The sequence below is a fragment of the Streptomyces sp. NBC_00029 genome (genome assembly GCF_045160505.1).
GTDB lineage: Bacteria > Actinomycetota > Actinomycetes > Streptomycetales > Streptomycetaceae > Streptomyces.
This window is the reverse complement of record NZ_CP108292.1, coordinates 4,213,463-4,235,069: the sequence shown is the minus strand read 5'-3', so window position 1 is coordinate 4,235,069 and position 21,607 is coordinate 4,213,463. Positions and strand designations below refer to the sequence as shown.

The following is a 21,607-nucleotide window of genomic DNA, read 5'->3' as shown; positions in this document are numbered from 1 at the left end:
CACCATGAAGTACACGCAGCTCGGACGCACCGGCCTCAAGGTCAGCCGACTCGTTCTCGGCACCATGAACTTCGGCCCCCAGACCGGGGAGCCCGAAAGTCACTCGATCATGGACTCCGCCCTCGACGCGGGCATCAACTTCTTCGACACAGCCAATGTGTACGGGTGGGGCGAGAACAAGGGCCGCACCGAGGAGATCATCGGCACCTGGTTCGCCCAGGGCGGCGACCGCCGCGAGAAGACGGTCCTCGCCACCAAGGTGTACGGCTCCATGTACCGCGAGGCCGACACCTGGCCCAACTACGACCGTCTGTCGGCGCTGAACATCCGGCGGGCCGTCGACGCCAGCCTCAAGCGGCTCCAGACCGACTACATCGACGTCTACCAGTTCCACCACGTGGACCGGCTGACCCCCTTCGAGGAGATCTGGCAGGCCGTCGAGGTCCTGGTCCAGCAGGGCAAGATCCTCTACGCGGGCTCCTCCAACTTCCCCGGCTGGAAGATCGCCCAGGCCAACGAGACCGCGGCCCGCACCGGCCGGCTCGGCCTGGTCAGCGAGCAGTGCATCTACAACCTCGCCGAGCGCCGCGCCGAGATGGAGGTCATCCCGGCCGCCCAGGCGTACGGGCTCGGCGTCATCCCGTGGTCCCCGCTCCACGGGGGCCTGCTGGGCGGGGTCATCAAGAAGGAGGTCGAGGGCGGCCGCCGCGCCTCCGGCCGCTCGGCGGAGGCGCTGGCGAACACCGCCGTGAGGGCGCAGGTGCAGGCGTACGAGGACCTGCTGGACAAGCACGGCCTGGAGCCGGGCGAGGTCGGACTGGCCTGGCTGCTGACGCGTCCCGGGGTCACCGGTCCCATCGTCGGGCCGCGCACGCAGGAGCAGCTCGACTCGGCGCTGCGCGCGGTGGAGCTGGAGCTCCCGGAGGAGGTCCTGACGGGCCTGGACGAGATCTTCCCCGGTCCCGGGGCGTCGCCGGAGGCCTTCGCCTGGTAGGCGACCGGGGCTACTGGCCGACGGCAGCCGCCACGGCCACGACGACGAACATCAGCACGAGTACACCGGCCATCACACGGTTTCTGGTCTTGGGATCCACCCGTCGAGCCTAACGCGGCAGCCCCTGCATCGTGGACGCAGGGGCTGTGCCGTGCTCGGGTGGGCTGCCGGCCGTGGCGTGGGTCACGGGCCCGCCGCCCGTGGGGCGGCCGAGGCGACCACGGCGGCCCGGAGGATGCGGGTGTGAGAACACCGTGAGGCGGTCCGTCCCTGCAGGACGGGCCGCCTCACGGTGCTGCGTCGCACCGCGTACGCGCGCACGCGGTTCAGCCGCCCAGCGGCCAGGCCCCGACGGTCTCGTAGCGGGGCTGCTCGCCCGGCACCCCGCTGACGGGGAGGTTGCTGCGGACCAGGCTGAGCGTGCCGACCTGCCAGGGCGTGCCCTCGAAGTCCGCGAGGGCGTCCAGGTAGGGGCGCAGCGGGGTGGCGGTGCTGCGGTTGCGCGCCAGGGTGAGGTGTGCGGTGTACCGGTGGTGCTGGTCCATCGGTACGCCGGCCCGCCGGGCGGCGGCGTCGGCCCGTTCGGCGAGCATCCGCAGGGCGGGGAGATCGCCGGCGGCGCCGGCCCACAGGGCGCGTTCCCCGAAGTGGCCGCAGCCGTGCAGCCGCAGGGTGAAGGGGGCCGTGCGGTGGGCGGCCCGCTCCAGGCGGGTGTGCAGTTCGGGGAGCACCTCGTCCCGTACCTCGCCCATGAAGGCGAGGGTGAAGTGCCAGCCCGCCCGGCCGGTCCACGTCAGCCGGTCGTCGTGCACCGCGTCGACGGCCCGGGCCAGCTCGGTGACGGCCCCGTCCGGCGGGAGGACGGCTGCGAACAGTCTCATGCGGCGAGCGTAGCCGGGTGCGGTGCGCCGGCCGGGGCCTGCGCCTGCGGCTCCTCGTCCTTTGAGGGCCGCCGGTGCTCGATCGCGGCGGGGACGAAGGTCACGCCGTGCCGGTTCACGCTCAGCCGGAGGTTGCCGACCCGGGCGAGGACGACCGCGATCGCGACGGAGGCGGCCAGGGAGATCGCACCGCCCGCGGCCATGCCGATCCGCGCGCCGTAGGTGTCCGTGATCCAGCCCAGCAGCGGGGCGCCCAGCGGGGTGCCACCGGTGAAGACCATCATGAACAGGGCCATGACCCGGCCCCGCATCTCGGGGTCGGTCGCCATCTGCACGCTGGAGTTGGCGGTGACGTTGACCGTCAGGCCGAAGATCCCGATGGGCACGAGCAGGGCGGCGAACAGCCAGAAGCCGGGCGCGAAGGCGGTCACCAGGAGCAGGACCGAGAACAGCACGGCCGCGGCCACCAGCACCCGCAGCCGGGACTGTCCGCGCCGGGCGGCGAGCAGGGCGCCCGCCAGGGAGCCGACCGCGATCAGGGTGTTGAAGAGCCCGTAGGTGCCCGCGTCCCCGTGGAAGACGTCGCTGACGTAGGCGGAGAGCCAGATCGGGAAGTTGAACCCGAAGGTGCCGATGAAGCCGACGAGGGCGATGGGCCAGATCAGCTCCGGGCGGCCGGCGACGTAGCGCAGGCCTTCGCGCAGCTGTCCCTTGGCGCGGGGCCTGGGTTCGACCGGGTGCAGCTCGTGCGTGCGCATCATCAGCAGGCCGGCGACGGGCGCGGCGAAGGACAGTCCGTTCAGCAGGAAGGCCCAGCCGGAGCCGAAGGCGGTGATCAGTACACCGGCGATCGCCGGGCCGACCAGCCGCGCGGACTGGAAGTTGGCGGAGTTCAGGCTGACGGCGTTGGCCACCTGGTCCTTGCCGACCATCTCGGGGACGAAGGTCTGCCGCGCCGGGTTGTCGACGACCGTGACCAGGCCGAGGGCGAAGGCGGCGAGGTAGACGTGCCAGACCTGGACGTGTCCGGCCAGGGTGAGGGCGGCGAGAGCGATGCCGGTCAGGCCCATCGCGCTCTGGGTGGCGAGGAGCAGCGGCCGCTTGGGCAGCCGGTCGGCGAGTACGCCGCCGTAGAGGCCGAACATCAGCATCGGCAGGAACTGCAGGGCGATGGTGATGCCGACGGCGGAGGCGGAACCGGTCAGCGAGAGGACCAGCCAGTCCTGGGCGATGCGCTGCATCCAGGTGCCCGTGTTGGAGACGACCTGGCCGGTTGCGAAGAGCCGGTAGTTCCGGATCCTCAGCGAGCTGAACATGGAGCTCTTGCCCGCGGGTGCTGCGACGGCCTGGGCGGTCGCGGCGGTAGTGGGGGTGGATATGTGGCCGGGTGCGGAGTCTGCTCCGGTTCCCGTACTCAAAAGCGTTCGCCTCCTGGCGTCGTTCCTACAGGTGCGCGAGCTTCTCGAGGACGGGTGCGGCCGCGCGCAGCTTGGCCCATTCGTCCTCGGTCAGCCCGGCCGCGAGCCCGGCCAGGAAGGCGTTGCGCTTGCGGCGGCTCTCTTCGAGCATCGCTTCGGCCTCCTCCGTCTGGCGGACCACCTTCTGGCGGCGGTCGTCGGGGTGCGGTTCCAGCGTGACCAGTCCCTTGGCTTCCAGCAACGCGACGATGCGTGTCATCGACGGCGGCTGGACGTGCTCGCGCCGGGCGAGCTCACCGGGTGTGGCCTGGCCGCAGCGGGCGAGGGTGCCGAGGACCGACATCTCGGTCGGGCTCAGCGACTCGTCGACGCGCTGGTGCTTCAGGCGTCGCCCCAGCCGCATGACGGCGGAGCGGAGGTCGTTCACGGCGGCAGCATCGTCGCCATGGGAAAGGTCATGCATGTATTTAGAGTAACTCATTACTCTCGCTAAGGAACACCATTTTTCGCCTGCCCCCCGGGTCACTCATACGGGTGAGTCGGCGGCTGAAAGCGACACGCGTACGCGCCCTGTGCCCCGACTCTTTCGGCATGGGGACACATGTGCTGAGCATGCGCATAGACGGGGAGCTCCTCGACAGGCTCCGGATCCATGCCGCCAAACGCGGAATGAGCGTCCAGGACTACGTGGTCCGGACGCTCATTCGCGATGACTTCGACGAGCGCTTCAAGGCGGCCGTCGACGAGACAGAGAAGTTCTACGGGCTGACCTGAGCTACTGCGCGAGGCCCAGGGCGGGCATCGCGTAGTAGAAGACGAACACCGCCGACACCACGTACATGGCCACCGGGACCCCACGTCCGCGGCCGGTCGCCAGGCGCAGCGCGCAGAAGCTGATGAAGCCGATGCCGATGCCGTTGGTGATCGAGTAGGTGAACGGCATCATCACCATGGCCAGGAAGGCCGGGACGGCGATCGTGAAGTCGCTCCAGTCGATGTCCTTGACCGAGCCCGCCAGGATCAGGAAGCCGACCGCCACGAGCGCCGGGGTGGCCGCCTGCGACGGCACCATGGTGGCGAGCGGGGTGAGGAACAGCGCCACGGCGAAGAGGCCGCCCGTCACGACGTTCGCCAGACCCGTACGGGCGCCCTCGCCGACCCCGGCCGTGGACTCCACGAAGCAGGTGGTCGCGGAGGAGGAGGTGGCGCCGCCCGAGGCCACGGCCAGGCCGTCGACCAGCAGGACCCGGTTGATCCCGGGGAACTCGCCGGTCTTCCGGTCGATCAGCTTCGCCTCGTCGCCGACGCCGAGGATCGTGCCCATGGCGTCGAAGAAGCAGGACAGCAGCACGGTGAAGACGAACAGGATGCCGGTCAGCATCCCGACCTTGCCGAAGCCGCCGAACAGGCTGACCTCGCCGACGAGCCCGAAGTCGGGCGCGGCCACCGGGTTGCCCGGCCACTCGGGGACGGTGAGGCCCCAGCCCGAGTCGGGGACCTCCGCGACCAGCTGGACGACGACGGCGACCAGGGTCATGACCACGATGGAGATCAGGATCGCGCCCGGCGTCCTGCGGATCAGCAGCGCGAGGGTGAGCAGCACGCCGATCACGAAGATCAGGACGGGCCAGCCGTCCAGGTGACCGGTGGTGCCGAGCTGGAGCGGGACCGTGGTGTGCGCGGCGTCCGGGATGCGGGAGACGAAGCCGGCGTCGACCAGGCCGATCAGCATGATGAACAGGCCGATGCCGATGGCGATGCCCTTGCGCAGGCCGAGCGGGACGGCGCTCATGACCCGCTCGCGCAGGCCGGTGGCGACCAGCAGCATCACCACGAAGCCGGCCAGGACCACCATGCCCATGGCGTCGGGCCAGCTCATGCGCGGGGCGAGCTGGAGCGCGACGACCGTGTTCACGCCGAGGCCGGCGGCGAGCGCGATCGGGACATTGCCGATGACACCCATGAGGAGGGTGGTGAAGGCGGCCGTCAGCACGGTGGCCGTGACCAGCTGGCCGGCGTCGAGCTGGTGCCCGTACATGTCCTTCGCGCTGCCCAGGATGATCGGGTTGAGCACGATGATGTACGCCATGGCGAAGAAGGTCGCGAACCCGCCGCGGACCTCGCGGGCGACGGTCGAGCCGCGCTGGGAGATCTTGAAGTAGCGGTCCAGCCCCCCGGAGGGTTCCTTGGGGGAGGGCTCCGGGGTGGTGGCTGCGGGGGCGGGGGCCGGGGTGCTCATACGGTCCTCATTGGGTGATTCATACGAATAAAATGGGCCGCGCCCACACCGTTTCAGTATGAACACATGAACGAAAGGGCGTCCATCTCCGCGCGTAGATGGCGTTTCGCGCCGCCTAGACTTGCCGCATGGCGAAATGGACTGCGAAGCACGAGGCGCCCGAGCCCCTTGAGGGCCCTGTCGTCGCCACCGTCACAGGTGGCACGATCCTCTGGTTCGCCCTCTTCCTCGTCCAGCTGCCCTTCTACGGGTGGTTCGCCGACCGGGGCCAGCTGTGGTGGGTCTGGACCTGCGCGGCCGGCGGATTCCTCGGCCTGATCGGCATCTGGTACGTGCGGGGGCGGGACGCTGCCCTCAAGCGCCATGCCGCCGAGCGGGCGGCCGAGGCCGAGGCGGAGGCGGAGGCTGCCGGGCAGGCCGGGCAGGACGGGCAGGCCGGGCGGCCGGGCCCGCAGGTCTAGCGGGGACATCCCTGAATGTCCCCGTCCCATGGCGCTACCGAGGGACGATTCGGGTCATCCTGAAGTCGGATCTTCGGACTTCTCGGCGGGTGAAGCGTCACGAGCCCGCTTAACGTCGAAGGCATGACGCAGCGGGCTGGAACCGAATCCGACGGACCGGAGCCGGGTGGCGGGACGGCCGCCCCCGCCATCGACGCGGGAGCGGAGCTGGACCCCGTACACCCGGTGCGACCGCCCGCACCCCGCTTCAAGCCGGCCGGGCTCAGCACCGCCGAGGTCGCCGAGCGTGTCGCGCGGGGCGAGGTCAATGACGTTCCCGTCCGGAGCAGCCGCTCCACCACCGACATCGTCCGCGCCAACGTCTTCACCCGGTTCAACGCGATCATCGGCGTGCTCTGGGTGATCATGCTGATCGTCGCACCGATCCAGGACAGCCTCTTCGGCTTCGTGATCGTCGCGAACACCGGCATCGGCATCATCCAGGAGCTGCGCGCCAAGAAGACCCTCGACGGCCTCGCCGTCATCGGCGAGACAAAACCCAGCGTCCGCCGCGACGGCCGCACCGCCGAGATCTCCACCTCCGAGATCGTCCTCGGAGACGTCATCGAACTCGGCCCCGGCGACAAGGTCGTCGTCGACGGGGCCGTCGGCGAGGCCGACGGCCTGGAGATCGACGAGTCCCTGCTCACCGGCGAGGCCGACCCCGTCCTGAAGAAGCCCGGCGACCTGGTCATGTCCGGGTCCTTCGTCGTCGCCGGCGGCGGCGCCTTCACCGCCACCAAGGTCGGCCGCGAGGCCTACGCGGCCCAGCTGGCCGAAGAGGCCTCCCGCTTCACGCTCGTCCACTCCGAGCTGCGCTCCGGCATCTCCACCATCCTCAAATACGTCACCTGGATGATGATCCCGACCTCGATCGGCCTGATCATCAGCCAGCTGCTCGTCAAGGACAACAACCTCAAGGACTCCATCGCCCGCACCGTCGGCGGCATCGTCCCGATGATTCCCGAGGGGCTCGTCCTGCTGACCTCCGTGGCCTTCGCGATCGGCGTCATCCGGCTCGGCCGCCAGCAGTGCCTGGTCCAGGAACTGCCCGCCATCGAAGGCCTCGCCCGCGTCGACGTGGTCTGCCTCGACAAGACCGGCACCCTCACCGAGGGCGGCATGGACGTCACCGAGCTCCGCCCGCTCGGCGGCGCGGAGGCCTCGTACGTCAAGAAGGTGCTCGGCGCCCTCGGCGAGTCCGACCCCCGGCCCAACGCCAGCCTCCAGGCGATCATCGACGCCTACCCCGACAGCGCGGCCTGGCGCTGCACCGAGTCCCTGCCGTTCTCCTCCGCCCGCAAGTACAGCGGCGCCAGCTTCAGCGAGGGCGACGGAGAGAACAACACCTGGCTGCTCGGCGCCCCCGACGTGCTGCTCCCCGCCGGGGACCCGGCCCTCGACGAGATCAACGACCTCAACGAACAGGGACTGCGGGTCCTCCTGCTGGCCCGCTCCGCCCGCGAACTCGACGACGCGGCCGTCGCCAGCGGCGTACGGCCGACCGCCCTCGTCGTCCTGGAGCAGCGGCTGCGCCCCGACGCCGCCGACACCCTGCGCTACTTCGAGGACCAGGACGTCAAGGCGAAGGTCATCTCCGGCGACAACGCGGTCTCCGTCGGCGCGGTCGCCGGCAAGCTGGGGCTGCCGGGCGCCGAGAACACCGTGGACGCCCGGGGGCTGCCCACCGACCGGGCCGAGATGGCCGAGGTCCTCGACGAGAACTCCGTCTTCGGACGCGTGAGCCCGCAGCAGAAGCGGGACATGGTCGGCGCCCTCCAGTCCAAGGGCCACACGGTCGCCATGACGGGCGACGGCGTCAACGACGTGCTCGCCCTCAAGGACGCGGACATCGGCGTGAGCATGGGCTCCGGCTCGGAGGCGACGAAGGCGGTGGCCCAGATCGTCCTCCTCAACAACAGCTTCTCGACGCTGCCCTCGGTGGTCGCCGAAGGCCGCCGGGTCATCGGCAACATCACCCGCGTGGCCACGCTCTTCCTCACCAAGACGGTCTATTCGGTGCTGCTGGCCATCCTGGTGGTCTGCTCCCAGGTCGAGTACCCGTTCCTGCCGCGCCACCTGACGCTGCTGTCCACCCTCACCATCGGCATCCCGGCGTTCTTCCTGGCCCTGGCCCCGAACAAGGAACGCGCGAAACCGCACTTCGTGAAGCGGGTCATGAGGTACGCGATCCCCGGCGGCGTCATCGCGGCCGTCGCCACCTTCGTGTCGTACCTGATCGCCCGCCACCACTACACGGGCCAGGGCGCCCTCGAGGCCGAGTCCAGCGCGGCCACACTGACCCTGTTCCTGACCTCCATGTGGGTACTGGCGATCATCGCCCGGCCGTACACGTGGTGGCGGGTGGCTCTCGTCGGCGCGATGGGCGGGGCGTTCCTGATCGTCCTCGTCGTGCCCTGGCTGCAGGACTTCTTCCAGCTCAAGCTGGTGGGCGTGACGGTGCCGTGGATTGCGGTGGGCGTCGCGGTGGGCGCCGCGTTCCTGATCGAGTTCACCTTCAGGTGGGTCGACCGCAAATTCCCGGCGTAGCCCGGCCGGTGGCCCCCGCGGGGCCACCGGCCGGGCGGTCGCGCTAGTCGAACCAGCGGTCCCGGGCCAGTTCTGCCGTGCGGGACGGGTCCTCCAGGAGGGCGGCCACCTCGAAGCGGCGGGGCCACTGGCCCGCCGACCAGGCCAGGCCGGCCGCCACGCCCTCCAGGGTGGACGCGTGGAGCGTGCCGTCGGGGGTGCGGCGCCAGTCGAGCTCCGTGCCGCCCGCGACCAGTTCCTCGTGCTCGATGTACGTCGCCGGGGTGGACGGACCCAGCAGCAGGAGCACCGACTCCGGGACCTCGTGCTCCTCGCCGGGCGTGGTCACCTCCGCCGGGACCGTCTCCGAGAGGCGGCGGACCTGGAGCAGCTCCGCGAGGTCCGCCGCGCGCGACGGGGTGACCGGCAGCAGCGGCAGCCCGTCCGTGAGGGGCAGCAGGTCCGGGGCGTCCGCGATCACCGCTTCGGCCGCGTCGACCACGAGGACCTCGCCGTCCACCACCGCGCGCAGCTCGTCCGGCAGGGTGACCTGCTCGGGGTCCAGATCGGCCAGCGCGCCGTACAGGCCGTACAGCTGGCGGCCGGTGACCTCGCGCTCCGGGTCGGCGAGCCGGGCCAGCAGCTCGGCCGCGCCGCCGGGCTCGTCCAGCAGGGCCGCCACGGTGGTCCGTACGCCGAGTGCCCGCAGGACCTGCTCGTCCTCGAATCCCGTGGCGTCCGCCGAGGTGTACAGGCCCTCCAGCAGCGGGTCGCCGCCCGCCGCGCGCAGGCCCGCCGGGCGGCGGCCGTCGAGCACGGGGTGGTCGCGCAGCCACCACGCGGTGTACGGGCGCACGGACTGCGTGGTGCCGTCCGGCAGCAGGATCCGTACGGGCTGGGTCAGCGCGTCGCGCAGCGGCGGCTGCGCGAGCATGGCCAGGGCCTGCGGCCAGCAGTCGTCGTCGACCAGGTCGAGGTCCCGAACGGCGATCAGCTCGGTCGCCACCGGCGGGACCGGGGTGTCCGGCAGCTGGTCCAGGAGGTCCTCGCACCACACGTCCACCGCGTCCAGCAGCCCCGCGTCGTCGGGCTCGGCGAAGTCCCCCTCGCGCGGCTCCAGTTCGTCCGGGTCCAGGACCACGTCGGCGGCGCGGACCAGCTGGAAGGCGGCGAGCACCCCGCACGCGGTGAGCGGGCCGGCGCCCCACCGCTCGGCCAGGTCCGCGTCCACGTACGGGACCTCGTCCTCGCGGATCACGGAGGCCAGCGGGCTCCCTGGCAGCAGGAGTTCGCCCGCCGGAACCAGTTCCCCGTCCTCGTCCGGCAGGGCCAGCGCCCCGAGCCACGGTTCGTCGCCCGGCGCCAGGTCGGCGTCCCGGACCAGCCCCAGGACCACCTCGGCCAGCTCGTCGGCGTCCAGGGTGTCCGCGTCCTCGTCCCAGATCTCCCCCGCGTCGAGGGAGGCGGCGACGGCGGCCCGCACCTGCGGGGTCGTCAGGACCGCCCGCGCCGTGGCCGGGAGGGCTCCGAGCTTCTCCAGCAGCGGGTGCGCCGCGTCCGGGTGGGCCACCTTCAGCCCCAGCCGGGCCAGGCCCGCGGGCGTGTCCGCGCCGGGCAGCAGGATGTGCCGGGGGCCGATCGCGGTACGGCCGTCGGCGAGCGGCACGGGCAGCCCGGACAGCCGGTCGGGGTCCACCCCGGCGAGGCTGTCGTAGAGCCGGTGCCACCAGTCGGGGGTCCGCTCGATGCCCGCGATCCGCTCGATGGCGTCGCCCAGCGGCAGCCGGCCGACGCCCAGGGTGCGCAGCTCGGGGCGGCGCTCCAGGCCCGCCGGCAGCAGGGTCGGCAGGACCTCGGCGAGCACGCGTACGGTGTCGGCGCCCGCGCCCTCCACCACCTCGGCCTCGAAGGGGCGCAGGGCATTGCGCTCCTCCGCGTGCTCGGGCGGCGCGGCCGGTGCGAGGAAGGACGTACGGGGGAGGCGCTGCAGGACGGCGGCGCGCAGGGCCCCGTCCAGCTCGCCCTTGCCGAGCGGGCCGGGCACCAGGTCCACGAGGGCGGTGCTCACCGGGTCCCAGGAGCCGAGCAGTTCGGCGTACGCGTCGGCCGCGCGCTCCACGAGGAAGTCGGTCAGCGGGCCCGGCGCGGGGTGCCGGCGGGTGGTGTCCAGCGGCAGGGTCGCGATGAGCAGCGCCGGGATGCCCAGCGGCTCGTCGGTGGGGGTCGGCGCGTGCACGACGGGGGCCGTGGCGGGGTGTACCGGGGCGCCGTCGGCGTCGACAGGCACGGACCAGGACACCGCCCAGGCGGGCCGCAGCCGCTCCTCGACGGGCCGGTCGGCGAGCAGCGCCCGCTCGATGGGGCCGCCGTGGCGGACGGTGCGCCAGCGGTGGGTGACCGTGCCGGAGCCCGTGGTGTCCTCGATGACGGTGTACGCGCCCTCGTCGCGGCGCAGCAGTGTGCGCGTGCCGCCGGACGTACTGGTCGCCGGTGTCTCGACGACGATCTCGCACAGGCCGGGGAGGGTGAGCAGCAGGGCGTCGTCGATGCCTGCCAGCAGCCGCTCCACCAGGTCCTCGGCGGCGGCGTCGCGCAGCGGGAGGACCACGACGGTGTCGTAGCCCTCGGGGGCGGTGCCCTCGGCGGGCAGCGGGAGGCGCAGCAGCGGGACGTGCCCGTCGCGGCGGCGCAGTTCGTCGCCGAGGCCGGGGCTGCCGACGGAGGCGTCCCGGGCCAGCTCGCGGGCCTCGGCGAGGGACCAGCGGACGCCGCCGTGGCGGCCGAGCACCGCGGGTTCGTCGGAGACGGCCAGTACGGCCGCGAAGCCGACGCCGAAGCGGCCGACGCTGTCCCCGGAGGGCTCGCGCTTGGCGGAGGCGCGCAGGGTGCTCAGCGACTCCACGCCCGTCGCGTCCAGCGGGGCACCGGTGTTGGCGACGGCGAGCAGTGCGTGCCCGCCCTCGCTCCCGTGCAGGGTCAGGCGCAGCCGGCCGGGCACCTTGGCACGGGCCGCGGCGTCGGCGGCGTTCTGCGCCAGCTCCACGACGAGCCGGTCGCGGTAGCCGCCGAGCGCGAGGTCCTCCTCGGCGTTGGCGTCCTCGCGGAACCGGGCCGGGCCCGCACCCCACGCGTCGAGCACCCCGCGCCGCAACCGGGCCGTGCCGAAGGGGTCCACACCGCTCTGGGCCGCCGTCACTCGCACGCTCACGCCGCTGCCTCCAGGATTCGCCGCCGGACCCTGAAGGTACCGCGTGCGGGAGACCCCCCACGCCGTGGCCGTGAGGTGCGCGAACACGACGACGCCGGCTTCCGGAGCCGGTCGGGCCGGGGCGGCGCCCGGAAAACGCCTGAGCCCCCGGCGAACGCAGGTCACCGGGGGCTCAGGTCATACCGGACGGGTGGTGGTCAGAGCTTCTCGATCACGTGGTCGATGCAGGCGGTCAGCGCCTGCACGTCCGCCGGGTCGATCGCCGGGAACATCGCGATGCGCAGCTGGTTGCGGCCGAGCTTGCGGTACGGCTCGGTGTCCACGATGCCGTTGGCGCGCAGCACCTTGGCGACGGCCGCCGCGTCGATGTCGTCCGAGAAGTCGATCGTGCCGATGACGGAGGAGCGCTTGTCGGCGTCCACGACGAAGGGGGTCGCGTACTTCGACGCCTCCGCCCAGCCGTACAGGTTGCGCGCACTGGCCGCCGTACGGCCGGTGGTGAACTCCAGGCCGCCCTGGCTGTTCATCCACTGCAGCTGCTGGTCCAGCAGGAAGAGCGTGGACAGCGCCGGGGTGTTGTACGTCTGGTTCTTCAGCGAGTTGTCGATCGCCGTCGGCAGCGAGAAGAACTCGGGGATGTGCCGGCCGGAGGCGTGCACGCGGGCCGCGCGCTCCAGGGCAGCCGGGGAGAACGCCGCCAGCCACAGGCCGCCGTCCGAGGCGAAGGACTTCTGCGGGGCGAAGTAGTAGACGTCCGTCTCGGTGATGTCCACCGGCAGACCGCCGGCGCCCGAGGTCGCGTCCACCAGAACGAGGGACCCGGCGTCGGCGCCCGCGACGCGCTTGATCGGCGCCGCCACACCCGTCGAGGTCTCGTTGTGGGTGTACGCGTACACGTCCACGCCCGCCTCGGCCACCGGCTCCGGGTGCGTGCCCGGCTCCGAGGAGATCACGGACGGCGCGTCCAGCCACGGCGCGAGCTTCGCGGCCGTGGCGAACTTCGAGGAGAACTCGCCGAAGGTGAGGTGCTGGGACTTCTGCTCGATCAGACCGGCGGTCGCGATGTCCCAGAAGGCGGTGGAGCCGCCGTTGCCCAGGATCACCTCGTACCCCTCGGGGAGGGAGAAGAGGTCCCGGAGGCCCTGGCGCACCGAGCCGACCAGGTTCTTGACCGGGGCCTGGCGGTGCGAGGTTCCGAGCAGGGAGGTACCGGTGGCGGCGAGGGCGTCCAGCGCCTCGGTCCGCACCTTGGAGGGGCCCGCGCCGAAGCGTCCGTCGGCGGGCTTGATGTCAGCGGGAATCTGGATCTCAGCCACGAGCGGAGCGTATCGGGTCCCGGTCCACGATCCGGGAGCGCGTCCACCCGATGAGACGCATCACACCGGTGGGAGGGTGGGGTCGTGACGTCACCCGGTGAACTCGAACGGACATTGCGGGAGAACCTGCGCGGGGAAGTCGACTTCGGCGCCGCCGCACGGGCCCTGACCACCATGGACGCCTCCAACTACCGCCGCGTCCCGGTGGGAGTGGTGGCCCCGCGCGACGCCGAGGACGTGGCCGCCGCGCTCGCCGTGTGCGCCGCGGCCGGGGTTCCGGTCGTCCCCCGGGGCGGCGGGACCTCCATCGCCGGCCAGGCCACGGGGACGGGCGTGGTCCTCGACCTCACCCGGCACATGAACGCCCTGGTGTCGGTGGACCGGGCGGCCGGGACGGCCGTGGTCCAGCCGGGCCTGGTCCTCGACCGGCTGCGGGACGCGGTGCGCCCCCACGGGCTGACCTTCGGCCCCGACCCGTCCACGCACTCCCGCTGCACCCTCGGCGGCATGATCGGCAACAACGCGTGCGGGGCCCACTCGGTGGCCTGGGGCACCACCGCGGACAACGTGAGCGAGCTGACGGTCGCGGCGTACGCGGGCACCACCCACCGGATCGGCACCGGCTGGGACGGGGCCCCCGCAGGGCTGCGCGAGCTGGTCACCGCGCACCTCGGGCTGCTGCGCACCGGGATGCCGCCCGGCTTCTCGCGGCGGATCTCCGGCTACGGGGGCCTCGACGCGCTGCTGCCCGAGCACGGGGTGCAGCTCGCGCGGGCGTTCTGCGGGAGCGAGGGCACGCTCGGGGTGGTGACGGAGGCGGTGGTGCGCCTGGTGGAGACGCCGCCCGCACCGGTGCTCGCGGTGCTCGGGTACGCGGACGAGAGCGCGGCCGCGGACGCGGCGGCGGGGCTGCTGCCGCACGGGCCGCTGACGGTGGAGGGAATGGCGCAGGACCTGCTGGGGGGCGTGGCCGCGGACCTGCCGCGGGGCGGCGCCTGGCTGTTCGTGGAGATGCGGGACGAGGGGGCGGCGCGGGCTCTGCTGCGGGCGGCGGCGCCGGACGCGGCGGACTCCCTGCTGGTCACCGACCCGGCGGCGCAGCGGGCACTGTGGCGGATCCGCGAGGACGCGGCGGGCACGGCGACCCGGATGCCCGGGGGCACCTCGCGGACGGGGTCCGGGGGAGGGGGCATGGCCTGGCCGGGGTGGGAGGACTGCGCGGTGCCGCCGGTCCGGCTGGGCGCGTACCTGCGGGAATTCCGGGCCCTGCTGGCGGCGCACGGGCTGCGTGGATCCCCGTACGGCCACTTCGGCGAGGGCTGCGTGCACGTACGGATCGACTTCGACCTGGTGTCGGCGGCCGGGGTGGCCCGCTTCCGGGACTTCTCGGAGGAAGTGGCCGACCTGGTCGTCGCCCACGGCGGATCCCTGTCGGGGGAGCACGGGGACGGCCAGGCGCGGGCGGAACTGCTCCCGAAGATGTACGGGCCCGAGGTGGTCCGGCTCTTCGGCGCGTACAAGGACGTGTGGGACCCGGCGGGCGGGATGAACCCGGGGATGCTGGTCCGGCCCGACCGGCTGGACGAGAACCTCCGCTTCGCGGTGCTGCCCGCCACCTCCTTCGCGGGCGGGATCGCGCGGTGCGTCGGCGTCGCCAAGTGCCGTTCCACGGATACGGGCGGTGCGTCGGTGATGTGCCCCTCCTACCGGGTCACCGGCGAGGAACGGCACTCCACGCGCGGCCGGGCCCGGCTGCTGCACGAGATGCTCGCCGGGGACGTCGTACGGGACGGCTGGCGCTCGGCGGAGGTCGCCGAGGCGCTGGACCTGTGCCTGGGCTGCAAGGGGTGCCGCAGCGACTGCCCGGTGGGCGTGGACATGGCCGCGTACAAGGCGGAGTTCCTCGACCGGCACTGGGCGGGCAGGATCCGCCCGCTGTCCCACTACACGCTGGGCGGCCTGCCGGGATGGCTGCGCCTGATCGCCGGCCTGCGGGCGGCGGGGGCCGCGAACGCCCTGGCCCGGCGCGTCCCCGTGCCGGGGCTGGGCCGGGAGCGCGGCGGGCGCCTGCCGGAACTGGCGCGTGAGACGTTCACCCGGTGGTGGGGGCGGCGGCCGTCGGGCGGGCCGTCCCCGGAACCGGCGGGGCCGGGGCGGTCCGTCACCCTCTGGCCCGACACGTTCACGGAGTACCTGAACCCGGCGGCGGGCCGCGCGGCCGTGCAGGTGCTCCGGGCGGCCGGGCTCGGCGTCGGGCTGCCCGCCGGCCCGGTGTGCTGCGGCCTGACGTACGTGTCCACCGGCCGCCTCGGCCGCGCCCGCAGGGTCCTGCGCCGCACGCTGGACGTGCTGGGGGACGTGGACGCGCCGCTGGTGGTCCTGGAGCCGAGCTGCGCCGCGGCCCTGCGCGCCGACCTGCCCGCCCTGCTCCCCGACGACCCCCGCGCGGCCCGCCTCGCGGCGGCCGTACGGACCTTCGCCGAGACCCTGGAGGAGTACGCCCCGGCCTGGCGGCCGCCGCGGCTGGATCGGGCGGTGGTCGGCCAGACCCACTGCCACCAGCACGCGGTCCTCGGCGACGGCCCCGACCGGCGGCTGCGCGAGCGGGCCGGGCTGAGCGGCGGGCTCAGCGGCGGCTGCTGCGGTCTCGCGGGGAACTTCGGCTTCGAGCCGGGCCACCACGAGGTGTCGGTGGCCTGTGCGCAGGAGCAGCTGCTCCCGTCCCTGCGGGCGGCCCCGCCGGGCGCCCTGATCCAGGCCGACGGATTCTCCTGCCGTACGCAGATCGCGCAGCTGGGGGGCGGGGCCCGCGCCCGGCACCTGGCGGAACTCCTGGCGGAGGGGCTGGGCAGGGAACCGGAGGCGGGGCCGTGAGGCAGGAGGACCGTGAGGCAGCAGGACTGTAAGGCAGCAGGACTGTAAGGCAGGACATGCGGCGACACTCCTTACCAAGCCTTAGTCTGGATAAATGCCCGCACCTTCCTCTTCGTCCCCGACGGCCTCGCCGGCGGCCAACGCGTCGGCCCCGTCGCCCGCCCCGGGCGCCGGTTCCGGTTCCGGTCCCGCGTCCGGGTCCGGCCTCGGCCCCGTCGCGCTGGTCATCTCGGCCGGGGTCTCGGTGCAGTTCGGCGCCGCCCTCGCGGTCATGATCATGCCGAGGGCGGGCGCGGCGGGCGTGGTCACCCTCCGCCTCGCGGCCGCCGCGATCGTGCTGTTGCTCCTGTGCCGCCCGAAGGTGCGCGGCTACTCCCGTTCCGACTGGGGCACGGTGCTCGCGTTCGGCGTCGCCATGGCCGGGATGAACGGCCTCTTCTACCAGGCCATCGACCGGATCCCGCTCGGCCCGGCCGTCACCCTGGAGGTCCTCGGGCCGCTCGCGCTCTCCGTCATCGTCTCCCGGCGCCTGGTCAACGTCCTGTGGGCGGGCCTCGCGCTCGGCGGCGTGGTCCTGCTGTCCGGCCACGGCGGGGGCGGCCTCGGCTTCGGCTCCCTCGACCCGCTGGGCGCGGCCTACGCGCTCGGGGCGGGCGCGATGTGGGCTGCGTACATCGTGTACAGCGCGCGTACGGGCCGTCGTTTCCCGCAGGCGGACGGCCTGGCCCTGGCGATGGCGGTGGCCGCGGTCATCTCGCTGCCGCTGGGCATCGCCGGAGCCGGCTCGGACCTGCTGGTCCCGAGCACGATCGCGCTGGGCGTGGGCGTGGCCGTGCTGTCCTCCGTGCTTCCGTACACGCTGGAACTGCTGGCCCTGCGGCGGATGCCGGCCCCGACCTTCGCGATCCTGATGAGCCTGGAGCCGGCCATCGCCGCGACCGCAGGCTTCCTCGTCCTGAACCAGGCCATGTCCGCGCTGGACGCCCTGGCCATCGCCCTCGTGATCGCGGCCAGTATGGGCGCGGTCCGCTCGCAGATCCGGAAGCAGGCCGCCTGATGGACGTCGCCACCTACCTGACCACGGTCCCCGAGGCCCGCCGGGAGGCCCTGGTCCGCCTGCGGGAGCTGTGCGTGGCGGAACTGACGGGCTTCGAGGAGACCATCGCGTACGGGATGCCGGCGTACGTGCGGGAGGGCGAGAGCGTCGGCGAGATCGCCTGGGCGAACCAGAAGCAGTACATCTCCTTCTATCTGATGCGCACGGACGTCCGGGACGCCTTCACGGACCGCCTGGCCCCCCACGACATGGGCAAGGCCTGCCTCCGCTTCCGCAACCCCGCCACGGTGGACTTCGACCTGCTGCGCGACCTCCTGCGGGCGACGGCGAAGGCGGGCCCCGGGCAGGTCTGCTGAGGCACTCCCGCCGCGTGCGCGGCCGCCGACCGTTGACTAAGTTGGTACCACCCTAGGGAGAAACGGAGGACGGTCATGCCCGAGACGGCGCGACAGATCGCCGACGACTTGCGGGCGCGCATCGACTCCGGTGAGTTCGGTCCCGGCGCCCGGCTGCCCGGAGAGCCCGCGCTCGTCAAGCAGTACGGGGTGGCCAAGATGACCGCCGCGAACGCGCTGAAGCTCCTGGTCGCGGAGGGGGCGGCCCACGCGCGGCCCGGCTCCGGCACCTACGTCCGCGAGTTCAAGCCGATCCGCCGTGTGGCGACGCGGCGCCTGTCCCGGTCCCAGTGGTCCTCCGGCACCTCGATCTGGGCCGCGGACGTGAGCGACCGGGCGATGGGGGTCGTCGACATCGAGGTCTACGAGACGGAGCCGCCCGGCTGGGTGGCGGGCGCTCTGCGTCTGGACGACGGCGAGAGCGTCCTCGTGCGCAGCCGGCGGTACGTCGTCGAAGGCTCCCCGGTGCAGCAGGCGACCTCGTACCTCGCCGCCGGACTCGTCCGCCGGACCCCGATCGCCCGGCCCGATCCCGGCCCCGGCGGGGTGTACGCCCGGCTGGCGGACCTCGGCATGGCTCCCGTCGGCTTCACGGAGGAACTCCGCGCCCGGATGCCCAGTCCGGAGGAGACGGAGCTGCTCGCCCTCCTGCCGGCGACTCCCGTGGTCGAGATCTGCCGGACCGCGATGACGGCGGAGGGCAGACCGGTCGAGGTGAACCACATGCTCCTGGACGCGGGGTCGTATGTGATGCAGTACGACTTCAGCAGCTGACGCACCGGTGTGAGGGACGGGGCCCACTTCGGTGGGCCCTTTTCGCTGTCCTGCTTTCACTGGCCCGCCACTCCGCTTGATCTCCCTAGGGAGCTTCTGGTTCCCTGGGGACCTGCATCTCCCGTTCCCTCGCGAGGAGTGATCTGCTGTGCACCGGATTCCTGTGGACACCGTGGCGGTCCTGGTTGCGAAGACGCTCGTTCCCTACAACCTCAAGCCGCCCGACGGGGAGATCGAAGTGCTCCGGTCCGGCCTGGCCCGGCACGGCGAGCAGCTGCGCGGGGAGGTCGTCCGCCTGGGCAGGGCGGACGCGGCCGCCGCCGCCCTGGAGGACTGGCGCGCGCTGATCGGCAGCGGCCCGGAGAACTCTCCCCTGGGCGCCTGGAACCATGCCCGCGCACTGGCCCGCGCGGTGAAGGCCTTCCGGCACGTCATCGACAGCGGGCCGACCGAGCCGTGAGCGCTGCGCCCGCCGTGCACGCCGTGAGGGCCGTCCCCGCGGCGGCCCGCCCGGCCGGTCGCGGGAGACCGGCCGGGCGGGCGCGGGGACCGGCCGGGCGGGCGCCCGCGCACGGGCTCAGCCGAGCGGCAGGTCCAGGTACGACGGAGTGGCCTCGGGGGAGGTGAAGGCCAGCGTCGCGCGCGGCAGGTTGGCGTCGCCGTAGAACGGATCGCGGGCGTCGATCACCAGCATCAGCCGGTGGCCGCGCGGCACGTCGTACGCCGTCGCCTGCAGGTCCATGTCGGCGCTGATCAGGCTGTCGGGCGGGGAGTCGAGGTCGGTGAACGGGGCGTGCGTGATCAGGTGGGCCGTGCCGTCGGGCGCCGTGTCGAGGAGGTACGCGACGAAGGTGGAACCGGGGTTCGCCGCGCGGTACGTGACGCGCAGCCGCGGTATGCCGCGCAGCCGGGTGATCTCCCCGGCCGGGTCCGCGGTCCACACGGCGGCGACGGTGCGGTCGATGTCCTGGGTCCGGTAGACCTTCGGGCGGCCGGCGATCTCCGCGTAGCCGGACATGACGACCCGGTCGGCGACGGTCGCCGGGGTGTCCATCCCGCACAGCACGGTCGACGTCCAGCCGGCCTGCGGCTCCCCGCCGAGTTCCCCGTCGTCCGCCAGGTGCAGCCGTTCCACCTGTTCGGTGAGGGAGGGCCAGGTGGGCCGGGGTTCGAGGGTCTTGCTCCACATCACCTCGCCGAGCACCTGCCCCTCGGCGTCGATGCCGTTGTCGATGTCCCGCAGGTGGCGGTCGAACCAGCGGTGGGCATCCGTCCAGATCCGGTTGGGCAGGCCGAGCATGCCCGCCGTCTCCGGTCCGGAGTGGTCGCCGATCGAGACCGCGAGACGTTTCGGACCGGTCAGCTCGTTGAACATCTTCAGCATCTGGTTGGGCGGGAAGAGCGTCTCGTGCCAGGCGTGCGAGAACAGGACCGGCACCTGGCGGCGGTTGAGCTCCTTGATGTGGCTGAAGGGCGAGCGCGTCTCCGCCCAGCGCAGGGTGCCCTGGACGTCGCGGTCGGCGAGGACGTTGTCGAAGACGCTCTGCGTCTGCGGGCTCAGCCGCGCCTTCGCGGCCGCTTCGAGCAGGGCCCGTACGGCCGCGACGTGCCGGGTGGAGTTCTCGTAGAAGACCTCCCCGAGATCGCCCCAGGTGCTGAGCGCCACCACGGCGTCGACGCGGGTGTCGTGCGCGGCGACGAGCTGGCTGATGCCGGAGCCGTACGAGTCCCCGAGGAAGCCGGCCTTCGTCACGGGGCCGGTGCTGCGCTCGATCAGGTGGTCCAGGGCCCGGCTGCCGTCGGCGACGTCGAGCGGGCCCGCCACGTCGACCTGGCCCTCGGAGCCGGCGAAGCCGCGGGTGGAGTAGGCGAGGACGTTGTAGCCGCGGGCCGCGAAGAGGGAGGCCTGGACGGCGTACGGCAGCCAGCCCAGGCTCGACCACGGCGAGGGCATGACGATCGCGGGGCGGGGCTGGGTCCCGGTGTGCCGCCAGAGCGCGGCGTCGAGCAGGTCCCCGTCGGCGCCGGTCACCTTGCCGCGGGTGAACACGGCGACGGAGCGGACCTCGCCGACCTCGGCGGCGCGGGCGGGGGCGAGGCCGGTGACGTCGCCGCTCTCCAGGGCGGAGACGAAGGCGGTGAGGGCGGTCGCGTCGAGCTCGGGATACAGGGAGAAGGGGGTGCGGGCGGCTGGGGTCATCACGTCAGTCCATCCTCTTCGTCGTCGTCTTCGTCGTCTTCGTCTTCGTCGAGTGACACGAACGTGGTTGTCGTGCGTGGTGTGCGCTCGCCCGGGCCCGGAGCGGACGTTCAGTATCGACGGGACATCCGGTGACGTATCGCGAGTTTCCGGCTTACGGCCTGAATCGCCCCCGCCGTCCCGCGGGCCGCCGCGCGGGCCGCTGTGCGGCGCGACCTGCGGCCGACCGAGCCCGAGGGCAACTGCCCTTCCCGCGCACCGGTTTGGTGCGCGTGGCGGGAAGGCGCCGACCTACGAGAAAATCATGCAAGCGTGCTTGATTGTTTTGCCGGGTGCTGCCAGTGTTCCCCTCACGCCGAGAAGGGGAGCGCACCGTGCCCGATCCGTCCGCCGTCGACGCAGCCGTCGCCGTCTTCGCAGATCTGCGTGAGGAGGGCCGTGAACTGGACTCTCTGGTAGGGGAGTTGGCCGCCCCCGACTGGGCCCGGCCCACCCCCGCGCCCGGCTGGACCGTCGCCCACCAGATCGCCCACCTGCACTGGACCGACCGGGCCTCGCTGCTCTCCCTCACCGACGCCACCGGCTTCGGCGCCATGGTCGAGGAGGCCCTCAAGGCCCCCGACACCTTCGTCGACGAGGGCGCGCGGGAGGGCGCCGGGCTGGCGCCGGCCGAGCTGCTCGCCCGCTGGCGGGCCACGCGCGGCGCCCTCGACACGGCGCTCGCCGCGGCCTCGCCCGACACCCGATTCCCCTGGTACGGGCCGCCGATGAAGGCCGCCTCGATGGCCAGCGCCCGGCTGATGGAGACCTGGGCGCACGGCCAGGACGTCGCCGACGCACTCGGCGTGCGCCGCACCCCGACCGCGCGGCTGCGGCACGTGGCGCGGATCGGCGTACGGGCCCGCGACTACGCCTACGCCGTCCGCGGACTGCCCGCGCCCGCCGCGGAGTTCCGGGTGGAGCTGACGGCTCCCGACGGTCCGCAGGTGTGGACCTACGGCCCGCCGGACGCCCCGCAGCGGGTCACCGGCCCGGCGCTCGACTTCTGCCTGCTGGTCACCCGGCGCGCCCACCGCGCCGACCTGGACCTGACCGCGACCGGCCCCGACGCGGACCGCTGGCTCGACATCGCCCAGGCCTTCGCGGGCCCCGCGGGACCAGGCCGGGAACCGGGAGCCTCGCGGTGACCCGGCGCCCGCTCCTCATCGGCAACGCCTCGGGC

General features: G+C 73.0%; 17 protein-coding genes. 10 read left to right on the top strand and 7 right to left on the bottom strand.

Annotated elements, in window-relative coordinates; genetic code table 11:
* The first annotated feature begins 4 nt into the window (after window positions 1-4).
* Complete coding sequence (locus OG753_RS19760; RefSeq protein ID WP_327263087.1) at window positions 5-994, top strand: aldo/keto reductase; 990 nt, start codon at window positions 5-7, stop codon at window positions 992-994.
* 326 nt (window positions 995-1,320) lie between these two features.
* Here OG753_RS19760 and thpR read toward each other — a convergent pair whose 3' ends face one another.
* Genes thpR through OG753_RS19745 form a run of 3 tightly spaced genes read right to left on the bottom strand, consistent with a single transcriptional unit; the run spans window position 1,321 to window position 3,756 of the window.
* Window positions 1,321-1,875 (bottom strand): RNA 2',3'-cyclic phosphodiesterase, encoded by a 555-nt coding sequence (gene thpR / locus OG753_RS19755; protein ID WP_327263086.1) that lies wholly within the window; start codon window positions 1,873-1,875, stop codon window positions 1,321-1,323.
* Window positions 1,872-3,293 (bottom strand): MFS transporter, encoded by a 1,422-nt coding sequence (locus OG753_RS19750; protein WP_405789415.1) that lies wholly within the window; start codon window positions 3,291-3,293, stop codon window positions 1,872-1,874. Before OG753_RS19750 ends, thpR begins: the two co-directional genes overlap by 4 nt.
* Before the next feature lie 25 nt (window positions 3,294-3,318).
* Window positions 3,319-3,756: a MarR family transcriptional regulator gene (locus OG753_RS19745; protein WP_327263084.1), complete on the bottom strand. Its 438-nt coding sequence runs from the start codon at window positions 3,754-3,756 to the stop codon at window positions 3,319-3,321.
* Between the two features lie 128 nt (window positions 3,757-3,884).
* Between OG753_RS19745 and OG753_RS19740 the strand changes: the two genes are divergently transcribed.
* Entirely contained in the window at window positions 3,885-4,067 is a 183-nt protein-coding gene (locus OG753_RS19740; protein WP_030010567.1) for a hypothetical protein, read from the top strand.
* A 1-nt stretch (window position 4,068) separates the two neighbouring features.
* On the opposite strand, the gene OG753_RS19735 is transcribed toward OG753_RS19740, so the two are convergent.
* On the bottom strand, window positions 4,069-5,532 hold the full coding sequence (locus tag OG753_RS19735) for an NCS2 family permease (protein ID WP_327263083.1): 1,464 nt from the start codon (window positions 5,530-5,532) through the stop codon (window positions 4,069-4,071).
* Between the two features lie 128 nt (window positions 5,533-5,660).
* Between OG753_RS19735 and OG753_RS19730 the strand changes: the two genes are divergently transcribed.
* Complete coding sequence (locus tag OG753_RS19730; protein WP_405789413.1) at window positions 5,661-5,993, top strand: DUF2530 domain-containing protein; 333 nt, start codon at window positions 5,661-5,663, stop codon at window positions 5,991-5,993.
* Between the two features lie 123 nt (window positions 5,994-6,116).
* Complete coding sequence (locus tag OG753_RS19725) at window positions 6,117-8,582, top strand: cation-translocating P-type ATPase (protein ID WP_405789411.1); 2,466 nt, start codon at window positions 6,117-6,119, stop codon at window positions 8,580-8,582.
* Between the two features lie 43 nt (window positions 8,583-8,625).
* On the opposite strand, the gene OG753_RS19720 is transcribed toward OG753_RS19725, so the two are convergent.
* A complete protein-coding gene (locus OG753_RS19720; protein ID WP_405789409.1) occupies window positions 8,626-11,769 on the bottom strand; it encodes a sacsin N-terminal ATP-binding-like domain-containing protein in 3,144 nt (1,047 codons plus the stop codon).
* Window positions 11,770-11,966: 197 nt separating this feature from the next.
* Window positions 11,967-13,085: a phosphoserine transaminase gene (gene serC / locus OG753_RS19715; RefSeq protein ID WP_327263078.1), complete on the bottom strand. Its 1,119-nt coding sequence runs from the start codon at window positions 13,083-13,085 to the stop codon at window positions 11,967-11,969.
* A gap of 84 nt (window positions 13,086-13,169) precedes the next feature.
* Here serC and OG753_RS19710 point away from each other — a divergent pair, with 84 nt between their 5' ends.
* The 5 genes from OG753_RS19710 to OG753_RS19690 all read left to right on the top strand — a co-directional run bounded on the left by OG753_RS19710 (window position 13,170) and on the right by OG753_RS19690 (window position 18,645).
* The gene (locus OG753_RS19710) at window positions 13,170-15,959 is read left to right on the top strand and encodes an FAD-binding and (Fe-S)-binding domain-containing protein (protein WP_405789408.1); all 2,790 of its coding nucleotides are present in this window, start codon (window positions 13,170-13,172) and stop codon (window positions 15,957-15,959) included.
* Between the two features lie 94 nt (window positions 15,960-16,053).
* A complete protein-coding gene (locus OG753_RS19705) occupies window positions 16,054-17,016 on the top strand; it encodes an EamA family transporter (protein ID WP_327263077.1) in 963 nt (320 codons plus the stop codon).
* A complete protein-coding gene (locus OG753_RS19700; protein ID WP_327263076.1) occupies window positions 17,016-17,372 on the top strand; it encodes a DUF1801 domain-containing protein in 357 nt (118 codons plus the stop codon). The genes OG753_RS19705 and OG753_RS19700 overlap by 1 nt, the downstream gene beginning before the upstream one ends.
* A 75-nt stretch (window positions 17,373-17,447) precedes the next feature.
* A complete protein-coding gene (locus OG753_RS19695) occupies window positions 17,448-18,185 on the top strand; it encodes a GntR family transcriptional regulator (protein WP_405789405.1) in 738 nt (245 codons plus the stop codon).
* Window positions 18,186-18,333: 148 nt separating this feature from the next.
* Window positions 18,334-18,645 carry a DUF6415 family natural product biosynthesis protein gene (locus OG753_RS19690; RefSeq protein WP_405789403.1) on the top strand — a complete coding sequence of 104 codons (312 nt, stop codon included), beginning with the start codon at window positions 18,334-18,336 and terminating at the stop codon, window positions 18,643-18,645.
* A 117-nt stretch (window positions 18,646-18,762) separates the two neighbouring features.
* Here OG753_RS19690 and OG753_RS19685 read toward each other — a convergent pair whose 3' ends face one another.
* Window positions 18,763-20,385, bottom strand: coding sequence for an alpha/beta fold hydrolase (locus OG753_RS19685; protein WP_405789401.1), 1,623 nt, complete (start codon window positions 20,383-20,385; stop codon window positions 18,763-18,765).
* Between the two features lie 374 nt (window positions 20,386-20,759).
* Between OG753_RS19685 and OG753_RS19680 the strand changes: the two genes are divergently transcribed.
* Window positions 20,760-21,572, top strand: coding sequence for a TIGR03084 family metal-binding protein (locus OG753_RS19680; protein WP_405789400.1), 813 nt, complete (start codon window positions 20,760-20,762; stop codon window positions 21,570-21,572).
* Window positions 21,573-21,607 lie beyond the last annotated feature (35 nt).

Coding starts and splice junctions, on each gene's coding strand:
- OG753_RS19760 (WP_327263087.1), top strand. CDS start 5: ATGAAGTACACGCAGCTCGGACGCACCGGCCTCAAGGTCAGCCGACTC.
- OG753_RS19725 (WP_405789411.1), top strand. CDS start 6,117: ATGACGCAGCGGGCTGGAACCGAATCCGACGGACCGGAGCCGGGTGGC.
- thpR (WP_327263086.1), bottom strand. CDS start 1,875: ATGAGACTGTTCGCAGCCGTCCTCCCGCCGGACGGGGCCGTCACCGAG.
- OG753_RS19705 (WP_327263077.1), top strand. CDS start 16,054: ATGCCCGCACCTTCCTCTTCGTCCCCGACGGCCTCGCCGGCGGCCAAC.
- OG753_RS19700 (WP_327263076.1), top strand. CDS start 17,016: ATGGACGTCGCCACCTACCTGACCACGGTCCCCGAGGCCCGCCGGGAG.
- OG753_RS19685 (WP_405789401.1), bottom strand. CDS start 20,385: ATGACCCCAGCCGCCCGCACCCCCTTCTCCCTGTATCCCGAGCTCGAC.
- OG753_RS19745 (WP_327263084.1), bottom strand. CDS start 3,756: ATGCATGACCTTTCCCATGGCGACGATGCTGCCGCCGTGAACGACCTC.
- OG753_RS19730 (WP_405789413.1), top strand. CDS start 5,661: ATGGCGAAATGGACTGCGAAGCACGAGGCGCCCGAGCCCCTTGAGGGC.
- OG753_RS19695 (WP_405789405.1), top strand. CDS start 17,448: ATGCCCGAGACGGCGCGACAGATCGCCGACGACTTGCGGGCGCGCATC.
- OG753_RS19735 (WP_327263083.1), bottom strand. CDS start 5,532: ATGAGCACCCCGGCCCCCGCCCCCGCAGCCACCACCCCGGAGCCCTCC.
- OG753_RS19740 (WP_030010567.1), top strand. CDS start 3,885: ATGGGGACACATGTGCTGAGCATGCGCATAGACGGGGAGCTCCTCGAC.